Raw genomic sequence first — 18,250 nt, forward strand, 5'->3', positions numbered from 1 at the left:
CTCACTCCATCAGGTAGCCGATCTTGGCGGTCAGGCGCTTGATCGAATCTTCGGTGAACAACAGCAGCAGATCGAAATGGATCGCGTGGCCCTCCAGGCTGTAGCTTATTTCCACGGCCAGGGTCTTGCGCCAGCGCTGGCGGTTGACCTGGATGATCTGGTCGAGGCTGGCGTGCTGGCCGAGCAATTGCGGGTGGCCCTGGGAGAAACGCAGGTCGAGTTGCTCGGCGACGCCTGCCAGGCAGGCACCGATCAGGATGCTGGCCAGATCCAGGAGCATTTCCGATGTTTCTGCCTCGTTCTTCGGTTGCCAGCCGAGCAGGCGCGCCATGTCGTCCACTTCCGAGTCGTGGAACAGCAGCAGGGCTTCACCGGCGATGGCCTCGCCGATGAAGCCCTGGCAGATGGCGCTGAAACGCTCGCCACGCTGGGCGTCGAGCAGGGTCATGTGCAGTTCGCTGACTTCGAAGATGTTCACCTGCGGCACCGGCAACTGCACGAATACCCCGAGCACCTTGGCCAGCAGCGCGGCGGCGCGGCCCATGGCGACGTTGCTGACCTCGCGCAGGGCATCGCGGAAACTCACCTTCAGCTCCGACAGCGCCGCTGCCTGAGCTTTGGCCGCTGGCGTGCCCTGTGGATTGAACAGGCCCAGTTCGATCAGGGTCTGGCGCAGGATATCGGGGTCGGCGGGTTTCTTGATGAACGCCAGGGCACCGAGCTCGCGGACGCGGCGCACGGCTTCGTCCTGCACGTCACCGGACACCACGATGACCTGGCTGTTGAGGCCTTCGGCGCGCAGTGCGGCCAGTGTCTGGTAACCATCGAGCACGGGCATGGTCAGATCGAGCAGCATGACCTGGCCTTGGCCCTGACGGATCAAGGCCAGTGCTTCCTCGCCGTTGCTGGCCTGGCTGAGGGTGACCGGCCATTCTGCCGGCAGGGCGCGGATCAGTTGCTTGCGCGCCATATTGGAGTCGTCGCAGACCAGCAGAGGGATCACGGCGGGAGATTACCTGTGTGGGGAGCGCTGAGATTGAGCATAGCCGCAGCCTGCGTGGCGTCACAGCAGTTTCAGGTTTTTCAGGTGTAGGGCGGGTGCAACCCGCCAGCCAGATATGGCGGGTTGCACCCGCCCTACGGCCTTAGCCTGTCCGTAGGGTGGGCTTCAGCCCACCGACAGCGGCCAGCCTTGGTGGGCTGAAGCGGAGCGCCGCCCGGCCTACCCTACAACTACACGGCATGCAACCAGTCGAGTACGCCCTGCGCCGCGACCCTGCCACTGGCGAAGCAGGCGGTGAGCAGATAGCCACCGGTGGGCGCTTCCCAGTCGAGCATTTCGCCGGCACAAAATACGCCGGGCAGGGTCTTGAGCATCAGGCCTTGATCCAGAGCCTCGAAAGGCACGCCACCGGCGCTGCTGATCGCTTCATCCAGCGGCCGGGCGCGCAACAGGGTGATCGGCAGCGCCTTGATCCAGTGCGCCAGTGCGGTTGGCTCGGCAAAGGCTTCGGTCGGTGCCAGTTCGCGCAGCAGCGCGGCTTTCACACCATCGAGGCCGGCCTGGCGGTGCAGGTGCTTGGCCATCGAATGCTTGCCGCGCGGCTTGGCCAGCGCCTGTTGCAGCTTGGCCAGCGGCATCTGCGGCAGCAGATCGAGGCGGATCAGCGCCTGGCCGTCGGCCTCGATGGCGCGGCGGATATCGGCGGAAAAGGCGTACACCAGACTGCCTTCGATACCGCTGGCGGTGAGGACGAACTCACCGACGCGAGCGGCCTGGCCGGGCAGGCTGAGGGCGACGTTCTTCAAGGGGGCACCGGAGAACTTGTCCTGCAGGTATTCGCTCCAACCGTCCACCTCGAAACCGCAGTTGCTGGGCTTCAGTGCAGTCACTTCGATGCCGCGTGCCTGCAGCAGGGGCACCCAGGCTCCGTCGGAGCCCAGTCGCGACCAACTGCCGCCGCCCAGTGCCAGTAGACAGGCAGCAGCGGACAGAGCCCGTTCGCCGTCCACGCTGGCGATACGCAGGCTGCCGTCATCGTTCCAGCCCAGCCAGCGGCTGCGCGTATGGATGACCACACCCAGTTCGCGCAAACGCCGCAGCCAGGCGCGCAGCAGCGGCGCGGCCTTCATGTCGGTGGGAAATACACGGCCGGAGGTGCCGACGAAGGTCTCGATGCCCAGGCCATGAATCCAGGCGCGCAGAGCATCGGCATCGAACTCCTGCAGCAGCGCCGTGACCTCGGCCTGGCGCTCGCTGTAACGTTCGAGGAACGCCGGCTTGGCTTCGGAGTGGGTGATGTTCATGCCGCCGACGCCGGCCAGCAGGAACTTGCGCCCCACCGAGGGCATGGCGTCGAACAGCTCCACGTGCACACCGCCTTGCGCCAGCACTTCGGCAGCCATCAGCCCGGCAGGGCCGCCGCCGATGATGGCGACGTGATGAGCGGTGAGCTGGGCGGTAGTGGTCATGATGGCGGGACGGCTCGGGAGACGGCTGCGCATTCTACCCGAGTGCTCCCTGGCCTTGTCATTTGCCCAGGGTTAGGGCAGGTTCTGCTCGAACCTTTTCGGCTGGAGTCCGTTATGTCCCATATCTGCCCCGACATCGATCCCGATGGCCTGATCGAATATTCGGTGGTCTACACCGACCGCTCGCTGAACCATATGTCGCAGTCGTTCCAAGGCGTGATGCGCGATATTTCGGCCACCCTGAAACAAGTCTACAACGCCCATGCCGTGGCGGTCGTACCGGGCAGTGGCACCTATGGCATGGAGGCGGTGTCGCGGCAGTTGGCGACCGACCAGAAGTGCCTGGTGATCCGCAATGGTTGGTTCAGCTACCGCTGGACGCAGATTTTCGAGATGGGCCGGATTCCAGCCCAGTCCCTGGTGCTCAAGGCTCGCCCTGTCGCCGATGGCCCCCAGGCAGCCTTCGCTCCGGCGCCACTGGACGAGGTGCTGGCCACCATCGCCACCGAGAAGCCGCAGGTGGTGTTCGCCCCGCATGTGGAAACCTCGTCTGGCATGATCCTGCCGGACGACTACCTGCGCGCGGTAAGCGACGCAGTGCACGCCGTGGGTGGCTTGTTCGTACTCGACTGCATCGCTTCCGGCACCCTTTGGGTAGACATGCAGGCCTGTGGTATCGACGTGCTGATCAGCGCGCCGCAGAAGGGCTGGAGCGCTTCGCCGTGCTGCGCTCTGGTGATGTTCAGCGAGGCCGCCCAGGCGCGCGTCGAGGCCACGCAGAGCACCAGCTTCGCCTGTGACCTGAAGAAGTGGCTGCAGATCATGCAGGCCTATGAGCAGGGCGGCCACGCCTACCACGCCACCATGCCCAGCGATGCGCTGGCGCGTTTCCGTGATGCCATGCTCGAGGCCAAGGCCCTCGGCTTCGCCAAGGTACGCCAGCAACAGCAGGAACTCGGCGACCGGGTGCGTGCACTGCTGGCCGCGCGTGGCTTCAAGAGTGTCGCGGCCAAGGGCTTCGAGGCGCCGGGCGTGGTGGTCTGCTACACCGACGACGCGCAGATCAAGACCGGCGCCAAGTTCGCTGCCATTGGCCTGCAGATCGCTGCCGGCGTACCGCTGCAATGCGACGAACCGGCAGACTTCCAGACCTTCCGCCTCGGCCTGTTCGGCCTGGACAAGCTGGGCAACATCGACCGCACCGTGGCGACTTTGGAGCAGGCGTTGGACAAGGTACTGGCCGGCTGATCAACGCTCTGTCGTAGGGCGGGTGAAACCCGTCTCCGGTGAGTTGGCGGGTTCCACCCGCCCTACGAGTAGCTAGCCCAACCCGCGCGCAGCCCAAACCTTTGCCGCGCTGTGATGGAGGATGCCGTGGCGGCGGGCGAGGGCGGCGTGATCCTTGGAGTAGCCGCCGCCGATTACGCCCATTACTGGAATGTCTCGACCCAGGCAGTGCTGCAGCACTGCTTCGTCGCGAGCGGCGAGGCCGGCGTCGGTGAGTTGCAGGTAGCCCAGGGCGTCATCCTTGTGCACGTCGACGCCCGCGTCGTAGAGCACCAGATCCGGCTGGTAGAGCGGCAGCAGGTAATCGAGCGTGCTGTCCACAACCTTGAGGTAGTCCTTGTCACCCATGCCGCGTGGCAGCGGGATGTCCCAGTCGCTTTCGGCCTTGCGTGCCGGAAAGTTCTGCTCGCAATGCAGCGACACGGTGACGGCATCCGGCACGTCGGCCAGCAGGCGTGCGGTGCCGTCGCCCTGATGCACATCGCAATCGAAGATCAACACGCGCTGCACGCGCCCGGCCTCCAATAGGTAGCGAGCGATCACTGCCAGGTCGTTGAAGATGCAAAAACCGGAAGGAAAGTCGTAGTGCGCGTGGTGCGTGCCGCCGGCCAGGTGGCAGGCCAGGCCATGGCTGAGCGCCAGCTCGGCAGTCAGCAGCGAGCCGCCCACGGCACGTACGGTGCGTTGCGCCAGGGCTGCGCTCCAGGGCAGGCCAAGGCGACGCTGATCCTCATGCGACAACTCGCCAGCCATATAGCGGGCAATGTAGTCCGGGCAATGAGCCAGGGCGAGGATCTGCGCCGGGCAGAGTTCGGGACGCAGCAGATCGGCATCCGTGGTCAGGCCGGACTCGACCAGGTGATCACGCAGCAGGCGGAATTTCTCCATGGGAAAACGATGTCCGGCCGGGAAGGGTGGGCTGTAATCCTCGTGGTAGACCAGCGGTAGCGGCATACAATGAAGGCTCATCGAATCGACGGCCTTATGGTCGCAGTCAATCGAGACAATCTCCATGCCCCTGATCGAAACCCGTACTGAACGTCTGCTGCTGCGCGCCTGGCGCGATAGCGACCTGCCGGCGCTGGCTGCGCTTAACGCCGATGCCGAGGTGATGCGCTATTTTCCTGTGCCGCTGAATGGCGAGCAAAGCGCGCAGTTGTTGACGCGCATGCGTGAGCATCTGGATGAGCATGGCTTTGGCTTCTGGGCGCTGGAGAGGCGCGATAGCGGCGAGATGATCGGGGTTACCGGCCTGGCGCAGGTCAGCTTCGAGGCGCCTTTCGTGCCTGCCGTGGAGATTGGCTGGCGTCTGGCCCGGGCACACTGGCGCCAGGGCTATGCCAGCGAGGCGGCGCGTGCGGCGCTGGCCGTGGGCTTCGAGCAGCTTGGGTTGGACGAGGTGGTGAGTTTTACCGTACCGACCAACCGGCCGTCGCAGGCCGTGATGCGTGCCATCGGCATGCGCCGGGACGAAACCGGTGATTTTCTGCATCCGAAAATGCCAGCCGGTCATCCGCTGCAGCCGCATGTGCTTTATCGCATCCAGCGGGAGCAGTGGCGGCAGGCGCACTAGCCTTTGGCCGGTAATGGCGCGTTGATGCCGACAGCCGCGCGCAAATTCTTTACCATCGCACTCCTTTCCAGCCCGATTACCCCTGCACGAGGAGAGACTTCATGACCCAGGTACTCGACGATCTGGTCGCGCTGCTCAGCCTGGAGCAGATCGAGGAAAACCTGTTCCGTGGTCGCAGCCAGGATCTGGGCTTCCGCCAGCTGTTCGGTGGCCAGGTGCTCGGCCAATGCATCTCCGCCGCCAGCCAGACAGTTGCCGCCGAGCGTCACGTGCACTCCATGCACGGCTATTTCCTGCGCCCTGGCGACGCCAGCCTGCCGGTGGTCTATCAGGTAGAGCGTACCCGTGATGGCGGCAGCTTCAGCACCCGCCGCGTGGTGGCGGTACAGAAAGGTCAGCCGATCTTCTTCTGCAGCGCCTCGTTCCAATACGACGAGGAAGGTTTCCATCACCAGAGCCAGATGCCGGACGTGCCCGGCCCCGAGAACCTGAAGTCGGAAACCGAGCTGGCGCGCATGGTCGCGCCGATGATTCCCGAGCGACTGCGTGAACGCGCGATCAGCGACAAGCCGATCGAGATCCGCCCGGTGACCCTGATCAACCCCTTCGCCCCGCAACCCTGCGAGCCAGTGAAGTACGTGTGGTTCCGCGCTGCCGGCGACCTGCCGGACGACCCGCAACTGCACAAGTACCTGCTGGCCTATGCCAGCGACTTCAACCTGCTGACCACCTCGATGCAGCCCCATGGCGTGTCGGTGTTCCAGAAGTTCATGCAGGTGGCCAGCCTCGACCATTCGCTGTGGTTCCATCGCAACCTGCGCATGGACGACTGGTTGCTGTACGCCATGGACAGCCCCTGGGCCGGTAATGCGCGCGGCTTCTCCCGTGCCAGCATCTACAACCGCCAGGGTGAACTGGTGGCCTCGGTCGCTCAGGAAGGCCTGACCCGCGTGCGTGAGGACTGGAAGTGAACGCATTGCGCGACGCGCGTCACTGGGTGTTCGACATGGACGGCACCCTGACCCTGGCGGTGCATGACTTCCCGGCGATCAAGCGCGTACTGGGCATTCCCCAGGAGGACGACATCCTCCATCACCTGGCAGCGCTGCCGGCCGAAGAGGCCGCGCAGAAGCACGCCTGGCTGCTGGAGCACGAGCGCGAACTGGCGCTAGCCTCACGTCCGGCGCCGGGCGCCATCGAGCTGGTGCGTGCGCTTTGCGGGCGGGGTTGCCAGCTCGGCATCCTCACGCGCAATGCGCATGAGTTGGCGCTGCTGACGCTACAAGCCATCGGGCTGGATGACTGTTTCGCCAGCGCTGACATTCTCGGCCGTGACGAAGCGCCGCCCAAGCCGCATCCGGGCGGCCTGTTGCATCTGGCTGAACGCTGGGCGGTAACGCCGCAGGAACTGGTGATGGTCGGTGATTATCGCTTCGATCTGGAATGCGCTCAGGCCGCTGGCGCACGTGGCGTGCTGGTCAACCTGCCGGACAACCCCTGGCCGGAGCTGACCGCGCTGCATGCGCGCGATTGCGGGGAACTGCTGACGCTTCTGTAGGGCGTACTCGCCGCAGGCAGTACGCCGTGGGGGGAGGCGGATTGTTCGCTTCGCTCCTGAATCCGCCCTACGATTGCTCGGTGTTCCGATCCGTCCCACTGATCGAGCTGCATGCGCGCAATTGTGGAGAACTGCTGGCGCTTCTGTAGGGCGTACTCGCCGCAGGCAGTACGCCGTGGGGAGTTGGCGGATTGTTCGCTTCGCTCCTGAATCCGCCCTACGATTGCTCGGTGTTCCGATCCGTCCTACTGATCGAGCTGCATGCGCGCAATTGTGGAGAACTGCTGACGCTTCTGTAGGGCGTACTCGCCGTAGGCAGTACGCCGTGGGGGGGGAAGGCGAATTGCTCGGTGTCCCGCCCCGCCCTACGGTTACAACCGAGTTGCCTTGAAGGTATCGCAACGCCCGGGTTGGCCGTTCTCGAATCCGTTCTTGAACCAGCGTACGCGCTGCTCTGAAGTGCCGTGGGTGAAGGCGTCCGGCACCACCTGACCACGGGCCTGTTTCTGCAAACGGTCGTCACCGATGGCGCTGGCTGCGTTCAACGCTTCTTCTAGATCACCAGCTTCCAGCCAGTTGTGGCGGCGTTGAGCGTGATGCGCCCAGACGCCTGCCAGGCAGTCGGCCTGTAGTTCCTGGCGTACCAGCAGGCCTCCGTCGCCTTCGACCCGCTCGCCCCGCTGACGCGCGGCGTTGACCTTGGCCGAGACGCCGAGCAGCGTCTGTACGTGGTGGCCTACTTCATGGGCGATCACGTAAGCCTGGGCGAAGTCGCCGGCTGCCGAAAAGCGCTGTTCCATCTCGCGGAAGAACGCCATGTCGAGGTATACGCGCTGGTCGCCGGGGCAATAGAAGGGGCCGACGGCCGAGCTGGCGAAGCCGCAGGCCGAGTTGACGCCATCCGAGAACAGCACCAGTTTCGGGTCGCGATATTGCTGGCCGGCCTGCTGGAACAGCTCGCGCCAGGTGTCTTCGGTGTCACCAAGGATGGCGCGGACGAACTCGCTCTGTTGATCGTTGGCCGGTGGTGCGCTCTGTGTCTGACTGACCTGCGGCTGGGTGGCCTGGCCGGCGATCTGGCCGAGAATCTGCAAGGGATCCTGGCCCATCAGCAGGCCGACGATGACGATCACCGCCACTCCGGCCAGGCTCAGGCCGCCGCTGACGCGCCTGCCCGAACGGCCGCGCGCATCCACCACGTTGTCACTGCGTCTGCCGCGTTGCCAGCGCATGGCCTCACTCCCTGGATTGATTTCTGTGCAGTGTAGCTGCGCGATGGTGGCGATCAGTTGCCGGGATAGTCGGCCAGCACCTGATCCTGGCGCTCACGATCCAGACCAATCACCTGATAGGCATCGACGCGGTCACCGTATTCCATGCCGGGCGAGCCCATGGGCATGCCAGGCACCGCCGCGCCGAGCAGATCGGGGCGTTCACGCAACTTGAGAATGTCGGCGGCCGGTACATGGCCCTCGACGAATTTGCCGTCGATCACCCCGGTATGGCAGGAGGCCAGGCGTGGCGGCACGCCAAGGCGCTGTTTGACCGCGCTCATGTCGGCTTCGACATGGTCGTTGACGGTAAAGCCGTTGTCCTGCAGATGGCTGATCCAGGCCTTGCAGCAGCCGCAGTTGGCGTCGCGGTGGACGTCGATGGTCAGCGCTTCGCTGGCCTGGGCCAGGCTGGTGAAGAGGCAGAGGGCGAGCAGCGAGTGGCGCATGACAGGACTCCTGAAAAAGGGTGCGCCAGCATAGCGCCAGGATGCATATGACCCAAGCTGTTGCGACTATGCGCCGCGACCAGTGGCGGCCTATTCTGCCTGCAACCGATTATGCCAAGGAGCTTGCCGATGCTGTTTGCCCGAATCGTTCTGCTGATCCAGATCGCGGCGCTGAGTCTGCTGGGGCTGGCCTATTTCATTCGCCCTGAGGAAATGGCCAGTTTCAGTGGCGCCCTGCTGATGGGGAGTGCCGCCGTGACCGAGGTTCGCGCCTACTACGGCGGCCTGCAACTGGGGCTGGCGGCTTATCTGGCGATGGCCTTGACGCGCCTGGATCTGCTGCGCCCGGCGCTGATGCTGGTGGTGTTGCTGTATGCCGCGCTGGCCTTGGCACGTATCGCCGGACTGTGGCTGGATGGCGGGGCGCAGCAGACCTTCAATCTTTATGCGCTGCTGCTTGAGGTGATGTCGGCCGTGCTGGCCTGGTGGGCGTTACGCGGGCTCGCACGCTAGCGCCGCGTACCCCTGCAGATCGTAGCCCGGATGCAATCCGGGGGATTCTGCGTCATCCAGTTCACTGATTGCATCCAGGCCACGGCGAGCGGCAGCTTAGCGCCTTTCCAGCAAAACACCCGATTCCATGTGATGGGTGTAGGGGAACTGGTCGAACAGTGCGCAACGCGTGACCTTATGGGTGTCATCGAGCTGGGCGATGTTGGCGGCCAGGGTTTCCGGGTTGCAGGAGATATACAGGATGCGTTCGAAGCGTCGAGTCAGCTCGCAGGTGTCCGGATCCATGCCGGCGCGTGGCGGGTCGACGAAGACGCTGCCGAATTCGTAGCTTTTCAGGTCGATACCGGCCAGGCGGCGGAACGGGCGCACCTCGTTGAGCGCCTGGGTCAGCTCTTCGGCGGACAGGCGCACCAGTTCGACGTTGTTCACAGCGTTATCGGCCAGGTTGGCCAGGGCGGCGTTGACCGAGGTCTTGCTGATCTCGGTGGCGAGCACCTTGCGTACACGGGTGGCCAGCGGCACGGTGAAGTTGCCGTTGCCGCAGTACAGCTCCAGCAGGTCGTCGTTGCGCTGGCCCAGTACGTCGTAGGCCCAGCCGAGCATCTTCTGGCACACCGCGCCGTTGGGCTGGGTAAAGGCGCCTTCCGGCTGGCGGTAGCGAAAGCTACGCCCGGCCACGATCAACTCCTCTTCGACATAATCACGGCCGATTACCAGGCGCTGGCCACGTGAGCGGCCGACCAGGCTGACGTTCAGCTCGGCGGCCAGGCGCTCGGCCTCGGCTTGCCAGGCGGCGTCCAGTGGCCGGTGGTAAGCCAGGGTGATCAGCGCATCGCCGGTCAGGGTGGTGAGGAATTCAACCTGGAACAACTTGAACGACAGCGTCTCGCTGGCCTGCCAGGCGGCGCGCAGGCGCGGCATCAGTTCGTTGATACGCAGGCTGGCGATGGGGAAGTCGTCGATCAGAATCGGCGTGTGTTTGTCGCCAGGGGCGAACATCGCGTAGTGACGCTGGCCGTCCTCACGCCACAGGCGAAACTCGGCGCGCAGGCGGTAGTGCTCACGCGGCGAGTCGAAAACCTCTGGCTCCGGAGCCGAGAAGGGCGCCAGCAATTCGACCAGGCGGGCCTTCTTCTCGGCGAGTTGGGCGTCGTAGCTGGCGGGGTCGAATGCGGGGCGGCTCATCGGTCACTCATGGGGCAGGAAAACGGGGCGCTATTGTAGCGATTCCGTGGCCCGAGTGCCGGGATCTCGATCATTGATGAGGTGGCGTGCGAAGCGTCCGGTGAGGTGCTCCCACGCAGAGCGTGAGAACGATAAAAAGGAATGACTGGCGCGAATGTGGGCTGAAGGCCCGCCCTACATGATCGGGCGCCGCGTAGGGTGGCTTCAGCGGCGTAGGGTGGGCTTCAGCCCACCAATGGCCAGCGCGGAAGGGCGTACTCGCGAAGCAGTACGCCATTTCGCATTTTCAGGGCAGCGTGGTTTGGCGGACTGTCCGCTTAGCTACGAGCGGCCGGCGCCCCGATCCGTCCTACGAGCAACTCAAGACCGACGAGCGCATCGAGGTGATCGTCGAGCGCACCGACTTCTCCGAGCCGAGCACCTCAAACGCTGGGTAGGGGAAACACCGGTGGAGTTTCGCAAACGCGGTAAGGCGTGAGCCGATTCGGTGGGCCGGGCGGCGTTCCGCTTTAGCCCACCAGCTCCGCTGCCTCAGGCACCCAGCAGGCTTTGTCCACATACGCGCAGGTACTGCGCGGTCACTGCGCCCGAACCGGGCTGGGCGAACCAGGCCACGGCCTCGGCGACGTCCTGCGGCAGGCCGCCCTGGCTCATCGAGTTCATGCGCCGGCCGGCCTCGCGGATGCCCAGCGGTATGGCCGCTGTCATCTGGGTTTCGATGAAACCCGGCGCCACGGCGTTGATGCTGATGCCTTTCTTTGCCAGGGCTGGTGCCCAGGCTTGAGCCAGGCCGATCACGCCGGCCTTGCTCGTCGCATAGTTGGTCTGGCCCATGTTGCCGGCAATGCCGCTGATCGAAGCGATCAGCACCACACGGCCGTTGTCGTGCAGCTTGTCGGCATCCAGCAGCGCCTGCGTCAGTACCTGCGGGGCCTTGAGGTTGACGTCGATCACCGAATTCCAGAACGCATCGCTCATCTTCGCCAGGGTCTTGTCGCGGGTGATGCCGGCGTTGTGCACGACGATGTCGAGGCCATCAGGCAGGGCTTCGATCAGGCGCTGCGGCGCATCCTCGGCGCAGATGTCCAGGGTCACGGCACGTCCACCCAGGCGCGCGGCCAGGGCTTGCAAGGCATCGGCAGCGGGCGGCACGTCGAGCAGCACCACCTCGGCGCCGTCACGGGCGAGGACTTCGGCGATGGACGCGCCGATACCGCGCGAGGCACCGGTGACCAGCGCTTTCTTGCCGGCCAATGGGCGCGTCCAGTCCTTGACCTGTTCGCCGCAGGCACCGAGACGCAGCACCTGGCCGGAGACATAGGCGCTTTTCGGCGAGAGGAAGAAGCGCAGCGCGCCTTCCAGTTGCTGATCACCGCCCTTGCCGACATAGAGCAGCTGCACGCTGCCACCACGGCGAATCTCCTTGCCCAGCGAACGGGTGAAACCTTCCAGCGAGCGCTGCACGCTGGCGGCGATGGGGTCTTTCAATGACTCCGGGGCACGCCCTAGAACGACCACACGAGGACACTTGTCCAGGCCCTTGAAGGCAGGCTGGAAGAAATCGCGCAGCTCGATCAACTGTTCGAAACGGGTCAGGTGGCTGGCATCGAAGACCAGGGCCTTGAGCTTGGGGCCATGCTCGGCCGTCCAGCGTGGCAGGTCGAGTTGACCATCCCGGGCGGCGAATAGCTGATCGGTAAGCTTGCTGGCGAAGGGTTGCACGGCCTTGAGCAGCTCACCCTCGCCGCCCAGCAGCAGAGCGCCATCCACCGGCCTGACCCGGCCGGCCATCCAGCGTTCCAGGCGCAGCGGCGCCGGCAGGCCGAGGGCTCCGACCAGGCGACGGCCGGTAGACGAGTTGGCGAAGGCGAGGTAACGGTCGGACATGAAAGGCTCCTGCGGGCGAATCGAAAGTCGTGTCACTGTACGCGGCAGTCGGCAAAGCGCAATTGACTCTGTTGCCTCACGCGCCGGCAAGGCGGCCAATGTTCGCGGCTGTTTGAGGTTTAGCCTGTGCGGCCAGAAGGCTAAAGTGTATGTCTCATATATCTAGGAGCCGGTTGACGGGCAGTAGTTCGTCGTTGGTTTTCAGCTCTCTCGACCAGCAAGGAGTCCTCATGGCCCAGTTGCGCCGGGTCGCCATCGTAGGCGGCAACCGTATTCCGTTCGCCCGTTCCAATACCGTCTACGCTAGGGCGAGCAACCAGGAGATGCTGACCAGCGCCCTCGAAGGCTTGGTGGAGCGCTTCAACCTGCATGGCGAGCGCCTCGGTGAGGTGGTGGCCGGTGCGGTACTCAAGCATTCGCGGGACTTCAACCTGACTCGCGAGTGCGTGCTGGGTTCGCGCCTGGCGCCGGAAACGCCGGCCTACGATCTGCAGCAGGCCTGCGGCACCGGGCTGGAGGCAGCGATTCTGGTGGCCAACAAGATCGCCCTCGGGCAGATCGACTGCGGCATCGCGGGTGGCGTCGACACCACCTCGGATGCGCCCATCGGCGTCAACGAGGGGCTGCGGCAGATTCTGCTGGAGGCCAATCGCGGCAAGAGCACCGGTGACAAGATCAAGAGCCTGCTGAAGATTCGCCCGCGTCACCTGGCGCCGCACATTCCGCGCAATGGCGAGCCGCGCACCGGGCTGTCGATGGGCGAGCACTGCGAACTGATGGCGCAGCGCTGGGCCATCCCGCGTGACGAGCAGGATCAGCTGGCCCTGGCCAGTCACCAGAAGCTGGCAGCGGCCTATGCCGAAGGCTGGCACGATGACCTGCTGACACCATTCCTTGGCCTGACCCGCGACCAGAATCTGCGCCCGGACATCAGCGCGGAGAAGCTCGCCACGCTCAAACCCTGCTTCGAGCGTGGGCCGCGCGGCACAATGACTGCGGCCAACTCCACACCGCTGACCGATGGTGCCTCGGTGGTGCTGCTGGCCAGCGAGGAATGGGCCAAGGCGCGCGGTCTGCCGGTGCTGGCCTACCTGCGCGATGGCGAGGCGGCCGCGGTGGATTTCGTCCAGGGCAAGGAAGGCTTGCTGATGGCGCCGGTGTACGCCGTACCCCGTCTGCTGGCGCGCAACGGCCTGACCTTGCAGGATTTCGACTACTACGAGATCCACGAGGCCTTCGCCGCCCAGGTGTTGTGCACGCTCAAGGCCTGGGAGGACGCCGACTACTGCAAGGAGCGCCTGGGGCTTGAGAGTGCGCTGGGCTCCATCGACCGCAGCAAGATGAACGTCAAGGGCAGTTCGCTCGCCGCAGGCCACCCGTTCGCGGCCACTGGCGGACGCATTGTCGCCAACCTGGCCAAGCTGCTTTCGGTGGCAGGCGAGGGGCGCGGCCTGATTTCCATCTGCGCTGCAGGTGGTCAGGGTGTGACCGCGATCCTCGAACGGTAATCCAATACGGGTGGTCGCAAGTCATCGCGACTACTCGATGTAAGCAACTCCGTGATTCGAGCGGCCCGCGTGATGCGTGGCCGCTCTTTTTTTGGGCCGCCTTCCTGCCGTGCCGGGCGTGCTCACGCTCGATGCCGTGCCACGCTGCGGTGGCCTGTCGCGCGGCAAATCACCACAGCGCCAGTTGTGCCTTTAGCGGCTAGTCTTCTACTGCACATTGATCCAGATCAATGCGGCATTTCACGTTTCACCTGGCAGCCGTTCGGCTGCGGCTCACTTCATAAGAACAATTTCAGCTCGTTTGACTCCAACACCTGGAGTCTATGGATCGGCTTTGCGTGCACGGGCCGAGATAACCCTGAATGAGGATGTGACATGTTCGGCCTAGAGGCGCTTGATCTCGCCCGAATCCAGTTTGCCTTCACCATTTCCTTCCACATTGTCTTTCCGGCCATCACCATCGGTCTTGCCAGCTACCTGGCCGTGCTCGAAGGGTTGTGGCTGAAGACCGGAAACACCCTATACCGTGATCTCTACCACTTCTGGTCGAAGATCTTCGCGGTCAACTTCGGCATGGGCGTGGTCTCCGGCCTGGTCATGGCCTATCAGTTCGGTACCAACTGGAGCGCCTTCTCCGACTTTGCCGGAGCGGTCACAGGACCGCTGCTGACCTACGAGGTACTCACCGCCTTCTTCCTCGAAGCGGGTTTCCTTGGTGTCATGCTGTTCGGCTGGAACCGCGTCGGGCCGGGCCTGCACTTCTTCTCCACGGTGATGGTGGCCATCGGCACGCTGATCTCGACTTTCTGGATTCTCGCGTCCAACAGCTGGATGCACACGCCGCAGGGCTTCGAGATCGTCGACGGCCGGGTGATCCCGGTGGACTGGTTCGCCGTGGTGTTCAACCCGTCGTTCCCTTATCGCCTGGCGCACATGGCCACGGCGGCGTTCCTCGCCACCGCCTTCTTCGTCGGCGCGTCGGCAGCCTGGCACCTGCTGCGCGGGCGCGACAACCCGGCGATCCGCAAGATGCTCTCGATGGCGCTGTGGATGGCGCTGCTGGTGGCGCCTATCCAGGCGTTCATCGGTGACCTGCATGGCCTCAATACGCTCAAGTACCAGCCGGCCAAGATCGCCGCGATCGAGGGACACTGGGAGAACGTCGGTGACGAGCCGACGCCGCTGATCCTCTTCGGCTGGCCAGACATGCAGCGCGAGGAAACCCGCTTCAAGGTGGAGATCCCGGCACTCGGCAGCCTGATCCTGACCCACAGCCTTGATAAGCAGGTGCCGGCGCTCAAGGACTTCCCACCGGAAGATCGCGCCAATTCCACCATCGTCTTCTGGACCTTCCGCGTGATGGTCGCCATGGGTTTGATGATGATCTTCGTCGGCCTGTGGAGTACCTGGCTGCGTCGGGGTGACCGGCTTTATACCTACCGACCTTTCCTGCATCTGGTGTTGTGGATGGGCCCGTCCGGGATCATCGCCATTCTGGCTGGCTGGTACACCACCGAGATCGGTCGCCAACCGTGGATCATTCACGGGCTGATGCGCACCGCCGATGCATCCTCCGGCCATAGCGCGACGCAGCTAGGCATTACCCTGGCGCTGTTCGTGGTGGTCTATTTCGCCCTGTTCGGCGCCGGTATCGGCTACATGCTGCGCCTGGTGCGCAAGGGGCCGAAGATCGACGAAGGCAAGGAAACCTCGCAGGGCGGGCCGGGTCAGGCGCGTACTCCGGCGCGGCCACTGTCCGCGGCCGAAGAGGGCCTGGACGATGGCGAAACCGATACGCTGGAAGGGAGGAACTGAGCATGGGTATCGATCTTTCGCTGATCTGGGCGGTGATCATTGCCTTCGGCGTGATGATGTACGTGGTGATGGACGGCTTCGACCTGGGCATCGGCATTCTCTTTCCCTTCGTCAAGGACGAAGGCGAGCGCGATGTGATGATGAACACCGTGGCGCCGGTCTGGGACGGTAACGAAACCTGGCTGGTGCTTGGCGGTGCGGCGCTGTTCGGCGCCTTCCCGCTGGCCTATGCGGTGGTGCTCGATGCGCTATACCTGCCGCTGATCCTGATGCTGCTGGGGCTGATCTTCCGTGGCGTGGCCTTCGAGTTCCGCTTCAAGGCCAAGGCGCACAAGCGTCACCTGTGGGACAAGGCGTTCATCGGTGGCTCGCTGACCGCGACCTTTTTTCAGGGTGTCGCACTGGGGGCGTATATCGATGGTTTCGAAGTGGTGAACCGCCGATTTGCCGGCGGCGCCTTCGACTGGCTGACGCCGTTCTCGGTGTTCTGCGGTCTGGCGCTGATCGCAGCCTATGCATTGCTCGGTTGCACCTGGCTGATCATGAAGACCGAAGGCCGTCTGCAGCAGCAGATGCATGACCTCGGTCGACCGCTGATCTTCGTGGTACTGGCCGTGACCGGCATCGTCAGCCTGTGGACGCCGCTTGCGCATCCGGACATCGCCGAGCGCTGGTTCAGCCTGCCCAACCTGTTCTGGTTCATGCCGGTTCCGGTTCTGGTGCTGCTGTGCACCTGGGCACTGCTGCGGGCTGTGGCCAACAACGCCAACTACTCACCGTTCCTGCTCACCCTGGCGCTGATCTTCCTCGGTTACAGCGGCCTGGGCATCAGCCTGTGGCCAAACGTCATCCCGCCGTCGATCAGCATCTGGGACGCTGCTGCGCCACCGCAGAGCCAGGGCTTCATGCTGGTCGGTGCGCTGTTCATCATCCCCTTCATCCTGATGTACACCGCCTGGAGCTACTACGTGTTCCGTGGCAAGGTCACTCAGGATGATGGCTACCACTGAGGGTCGCGACATGACCAAGGTCGAGCAAGAGAAAAAGCCGTTGTGGCAGCGCCTGGGCTGGCTGGTGTTGATCTGGGCCTGCAGCGTGACGGCCCTGGGCGTGGTGGCCTGGCTGTTGCGCCTGTTCATGAGCGCGGCGGGGTTGGGTACGCCGAGCTGAGCACGACGCTCCAGCCGACTTCCACTCGACCGGCATGGTCGAGTGGATATATTTGAAAATCATTTGCGGTTGTACTATTTTCTCGTGCTTTCCCGGCACCGAGAGCCGCTCGTGTCCCTGCCTGTCGATCCACAGCCTCCCGAAGAGCTGTTCCGACGTCACTCGTCGGAGCTGTTGCGTTTCTTCACCCGGCAGACACGTTGCAGCGAACTCGCCGCTGACCTGCGTCAGGAAACCTGGCTGCGCCTGCAAGGACGTCAGATCGAGGAGATCGGCAACGTGCGCGCCTTTCTCTACCGCATCGCACGCAACCTGCTCATCGACCACCACCGTCAGCAGCAGATTCGTCCGCAACTGACCTCGCTCGACGAGGCGCTGGAAAGCGAACTCCCCGACCCCGAACGCGCCACCGAAGACAGCCGCCGCCTGGCTCGCCTGCAGGCGCTGATGCACGAGTTACCCGAGCACCTGCGCCAGGCGCTGCTATGGAACCGCCTGGACGGTCTGACCCAGCGCGAGATCGGTGAGCGTCTCGGCGTCTCGGAAAGTATGGCCGGACGCTATATCCTCAAGGCCCTCGAATATTGCCAGGAACGCATGGATGACCAGCCATGAATGAGCCAGACCTGCGCAGCCAGGCCCGGGAATGGCTGGTGCTGCTGAATTCCGGACGTGCCAGCACGGCCGAGCGTGAGGCTGCCGAGCGCTGGCGCCAGGCCAGTCCCGAGCACGCCAGCGCATTGGCCGAGGTGGAACGTCTGTGGACGCTGCTCGGCCAGGTCGAGCGACCGGCTGCCGTGGTGCAGCCACTGCCGCGTCGCGTGCGGCGCTGGCCGCTGCCCCTGGCAACCGCAGCTTGCCTGCTGCTTGCCCTGTGGATGGCGCCGCCGGGTTGGCATGCCGATGTACGCACTGAGGCCGGTGAAATCCGTGAGGTGATGCTCGAAGATGGCTCGTTGCTGCAGCTCAACGGCGCGACATCGCTGGATTGGGACGCCAACGTCGACGGCGTGCGCCGAGTGCGCCTGTATCGTGGGCAGGCGGATTTTCAGGTGGCAGCTGATGCGAGCCATCCGTTCATCATCGAAGCCGGTGATGCGCGCATTCGCGTCACCGGTACGCGCTTCGACGTCAACTTGCTGGGCGATCAGGTATTGCTGGCAGTGAGCGAAGGGCATGTGCAGGTCAGCGATGCCGAAGGTACCGAGCGAGCGGTACAGGCGGGGCAGCAGATTGCCTGGCGGGCAGGGCATCTGCAGGAGCTACAAGCTTTGGATGCAGCCAGGGCTCTGGCCTGGCAGCGTGGCCGCCTGGTATTCCGTGACCGACCACTACCCGAAGTGTTCGAAGAGCTGCAACGCCAGCAGGCGCAGAGGGTGCTGTTTCTCGATGCCACGGCGCGTGAGCTGAAAGTCACCGGGGTATTCGCCCTGAATGATCCACAGGCCGTACTACGTGCTATCGAAACCGCTTTGCCAGTCAAACTGACCCGCTTGCCGGGTGTGCTGCTGGTGTCCGCGGAAGGCTGACCACGCCGTTTCCCGATTGCATTAGGGCTACGA

18 protein-coding genes and 1 pseudogene are annotated in these 18,250 nt (G+C 64.3%); 12 read left to right on the forward strand and 7 right to left on the reverse strand.

Annotation, left to right across the window (positions count from 1 at the left end):
- Position 1 precedes the first annotated feature (1 nt).
- The gene (locus HS968_RS04195) at positions 2–1,003 is read right to left on the reverse strand and encodes a response regulator (protein ID WP_182370293.1); all 1,002 of its coding nucleotides are present in this window, start codon (positions 1,001–1,003) and stop codon (positions 2–4) included.
- 230 nt (positions 1,004–1,233) lie between these two features.
- On the reverse strand, positions 1,234–2,472 hold the full coding sequence (locus HS968_RS04200; RefSeq protein WP_182371571.1) for a TIGR03862 family flavoprotein: 1,239 nt from the start codon (positions 2,470–2,472) through the stop codon (positions 1,234–1,236).
- Positions 2,473–2,586: 114 nt separating this feature from the next.
- On the opposite strand from HS968_RS04200, the gene HS968_RS04205 reads away from it, so the two are divergent.
- The gene (locus tag HS968_RS04205; RefSeq protein ID WP_182370295.1) at positions 2,587–3,720 is read left to right on the forward strand and encodes an aminotransferase class V-fold PLP-dependent enzyme; all 1,134 of its coding nucleotides are present in this window, start codon (positions 2,587–2,589) and stop codon (positions 3,718–3,720) included.
- A gap of 72 nt (positions 3,721–3,792) precedes the next feature.
- Here the strand turns inward: HS968_RS04205 and HS968_RS04210 are convergent, their stop codons facing one another.
- Positions 3,793–4,713 (reverse strand): histone deacetylase family protein, encoded by a 921-nt coding sequence (locus tag HS968_RS04210; RefSeq protein ID WP_182371572.1) that lies wholly within the window; start codon positions 4,711–4,713, stop codon positions 3,793–3,795.
- A 58-nt stretch (positions 4,714–4,771) separates the two neighbouring features.
- On the opposite strand from HS968_RS04210, the gene HS968_RS04215 reads away from it, so the two are divergent.
- The 3 genes from HS968_RS04215 (at position 4,772) to HS968_RS04225 (ending at position 6,890) form a co-directional block, all read left to right on the forward strand.
- Entirely contained in the window at positions 4,772–5,332 is a 561-nt protein-coding gene (locus tag HS968_RS04215; RefSeq protein ID WP_182370297.1) for a GNAT family N-acetyltransferase, read from the forward strand.
- 101 nt (positions 5,333–5,433) lie between these two features.
- On the forward strand, positions 5,434–6,303 hold the full coding sequence (gene tesB, locus HS968_RS04220) for an acyl-CoA thioesterase II (protein WP_119691902.1): 870 nt from the start codon (positions 5,434–5,436) through the stop codon (positions 6,301–6,303).
- Complete coding sequence (locus tag HS968_RS04225; RefSeq protein WP_182370298.1) at positions 6,300–6,890, forward strand: HAD family hydrolase; 591 nt, start codon at positions 6,300–6,302, stop codon at positions 6,888–6,890. Before tesB ends, HS968_RS04225 begins: the two co-directional genes overlap by 4 nt.
- A gap of 371 nt (positions 6,891–7,261) precedes the next feature.
- Here the strand turns inward: HS968_RS04225 and ypfJ are convergent, their stop codons facing one another.
- Complete coding sequence (gene ypfJ, locus HS968_RS04230; protein WP_182370299.1) at positions 7,262–8,122, reverse strand: KPN_02809 family neutral zinc metallopeptidase; 861 nt, start codon at positions 8,120–8,122, stop codon at positions 7,262–7,264.
- Positions 8,123–8,175: 53 nt separating this feature from the next.
- Positions 8,176–8,610 (reverse strand): DUF411 domain-containing protein, encoded by a 435-nt coding sequence (locus tag HS968_RS04235; RefSeq protein ID WP_106737168.1) that lies wholly within the window; start codon positions 8,608–8,610, stop codon positions 8,176–8,178.
- Positions 8,611–8,739: 129 nt separating this feature from the next.
- Here HS968_RS04235 and HS968_RS04240 point away from each other — a divergent pair, with 129 nt between their 5' ends.
- Entirely contained in the window at positions 8,740–9,123 is a 384-nt protein-coding gene (locus HS968_RS04240; RefSeq protein WP_182370300.1) for a DUF4345 family protein, read from the forward strand.
- A gap of 96 nt (positions 9,124–9,219) precedes the next feature.
- Here HS968_RS04240 and trmA read toward each other — a convergent pair whose 3' ends face one another.
- A complete protein-coding gene (gene trmA, locus HS968_RS04245; RefSeq protein WP_182370301.1) occupies positions 9,220–10,308 on the reverse strand; it encodes a tRNA (uridine(54)-C5)-methyltransferase TrmA in 1,089 nt (362 codons plus the stop codon).
- A gap of 359 nt (positions 10,309–10,667) precedes the next feature.
- On the opposite strand from trmA, the pseudogene HS968_RS04250 reads away from it, so the two are divergent.
- Positions 10,668–10,786: pseudogene (locus HS968_RS04250) on the forward strand (AraC family transcriptional regulator); the annotation flags it as partial.
- Between the two features lie 53 nt (positions 10,787–10,839).
- Here the strand turns inward: HS968_RS04250 and HS968_RS04255 are convergent.
- Positions 10,840–12,195: a 3-oxoacyl-ACP reductase gene (locus tag HS968_RS04255; RefSeq protein WP_182370302.1), complete on the reverse strand. Its 1,356-nt coding sequence runs from the start codon at positions 12,193–12,195 to the stop codon at positions 10,840–10,842.
- A gap of 230 nt (positions 12,196–12,425) precedes the next feature.
- On the opposite strand from HS968_RS04255, the gene HS968_RS04260 reads away from it, so the two are divergent.
- The 6 genes from HS968_RS04260 (at position 12,426) to HS968_RS04285 (ending at position 18,217) form a co-directional block, all read left to right on the forward strand.
- Positions 12,426–13,703 (forward strand): acetyl-CoA C-acetyltransferase, encoded by a 1,278-nt coding sequence (locus HS968_RS04260; protein ID WP_182370303.1) that lies wholly within the window; start codon positions 12,426–12,428, stop codon positions 13,701–13,703.
- A gap of 375 nt (positions 13,704–14,078) precedes the next feature.
- Positions 14,079–15,518, forward strand: a complete 1,440-nt coding sequence (locus HS968_RS04265; RefSeq protein WP_119691894.1) for a cytochrome ubiquinol oxidase subunit I — start codon at positions 14,079–14,081, stop codon at positions 15,516–15,518.
- Between the two features lie 2 nt (positions 15,519–15,520).
- Positions 15,521–16,528, forward strand: a complete 1,008-nt coding sequence (gene cydB, locus HS968_RS04270) for a cytochrome d ubiquinol oxidase subunit II (RefSeq protein ID WP_179623852.1) — start codon at positions 15,521–15,523, stop codon at positions 16,526–16,528.
- 10 nt (positions 16,529–16,538) lie between these two features.
- Positions 16,539–16,688, forward strand: a complete 150-nt coding sequence (locus tag HS968_RS04275; protein WP_179625205.1) for a DUF2474 domain-containing protein — start codon at positions 16,539–16,541, stop codon at positions 16,686–16,688.
- A 111-nt stretch (positions 16,689–16,799) separates the two neighbouring features.
- Positions 16,800–17,303, forward strand: a complete 504-nt coding sequence (locus HS968_RS04280; protein WP_182370304.1) for an RNA polymerase sigma factor — start codon at positions 16,800–16,802, stop codon at positions 17,301–17,303.
- Complete coding sequence (locus tag HS968_RS04285) at positions 17,300–18,217, forward strand: FecR family protein (protein ID WP_182370305.1); 918 nt, start codon at positions 17,300–17,302, stop codon at positions 18,215–18,217. Before HS968_RS04280 ends, HS968_RS04285 begins: the two co-directional genes overlap by 4 nt.
- The last annotated feature ends 33 nt before the right edge of the window (positions 18,218–18,250 follow it).

This window comes from Pseudomonas berkeleyensis (assembly GCF_014109765.1).
In the GTDB taxonomy this organism is placed as follows: domain Bacteria; phylum Pseudomonadota; class Gammaproteobacteria; order Pseudomonadales; family Pseudomonadaceae; genus Aquipseudomonas; species Aquipseudomonas berkeleyensis.

Excerpts from the sequence above, each read along its gene's own strand:
- HS968_RS04235 (WP_106737168.1), bottom strand. The coding sequence starts at position 8,610 with ATGCGCCACTCGCTGCTCGCCCTCTGCCTCTTCACCAGCCTGGCCCAG.
- HS968_RS04285 (WP_182370305.1), top strand. The coding sequence starts at position 17,300 with ATGAATGAGCCAGACCTGCGCAGCCAGGCCCGGGAATGGCTGGTGCTG.
- HS968_RS04205 (WP_182370295.1), top strand. The coding sequence starts at position 2,587 with ATGTCCCATATCTGCCCCGACATCGATCCCGATGGCCTGATCGAATAT.
- cydB (WP_179623852.1), top strand. The coding sequence starts at position 15,521 with ATGGGTATCGATCTTTCGCTGATCTGGGCGGTGATCATTGCCTTCGGC.
- HS968_RS04265 (WP_119691894.1), top strand. The coding sequence starts at position 14,079 with ATGTTCGGCCTAGAGGCGCTTGATCTCGCCCGAATCCAGTTTGCCTTC.
- HS968_RS04215 (WP_182370297.1), top strand. The coding sequence starts at position 4,772 with ATGCCCCTGATCGAAACCCGTACTGAACGTCTGCTGCTGCGCGCCTGG.
- tesB (WP_119691902.1), top strand. The coding sequence starts at position 5,434 with ATGACCCAGGTACTCGACGATCTGGTCGCGCTGCTCAGCCTGGAGCAG.
- HS968_RS04210 (WP_182371572.1), bottom strand. The coding sequence starts at position 4,713 with ATGCCGCTACCGCTGGTCTACCACGAGGATTACAGCCCACCCTTCCCG.
- HS968_RS04200 (WP_182371571.1), bottom strand. The coding sequence starts at position 2,472 with ATGACCACTACCGCCCAGCTCACCGCTCATCACGTCGCCATCATCGGC.
- HS968_RS04275 (WP_179625205.1), top strand. The coding sequence starts at position 16,539 with ATGACCAAGGTCGAGCAAGAGAAAAAGCCGTTGTGGCAGCGCCTGGGC.
- ypfJ (WP_182370299.1), bottom strand. The coding sequence starts at position 8,122 with ATGCGCTGGCAACGCGGCAGACGCAGTGACAACGTGGTGGATGCGCGC.
- HS968_RS04240 (WP_182370300.1), top strand. The coding sequence starts at position 8,740 with ATGCTGTTTGCCCGAATCGTTCTGCTGATCCAGATCGCGGCGCTGAGT.
- trmA (WP_182370301.1), bottom strand. The coding sequence starts at position 10,308 with ATGAGCCGCCCCGCATTCGACCCCGCCAGCTACGACGCCCAACTCGCC.
- HS968_RS04255 (WP_182370302.1), bottom strand. The coding sequence starts at position 12,195 with ATGTCCGACCGTTACCTCGCCTTCGCCAACTCGTCTACCGGCCGTCGC.
- HS968_RS04260 (WP_182370303.1), top strand. The coding sequence starts at position 12,426 with ATGGCCCAGTTGCGCCGGGTCGCCATCGTAGGCGGCAACCGTATTCCG.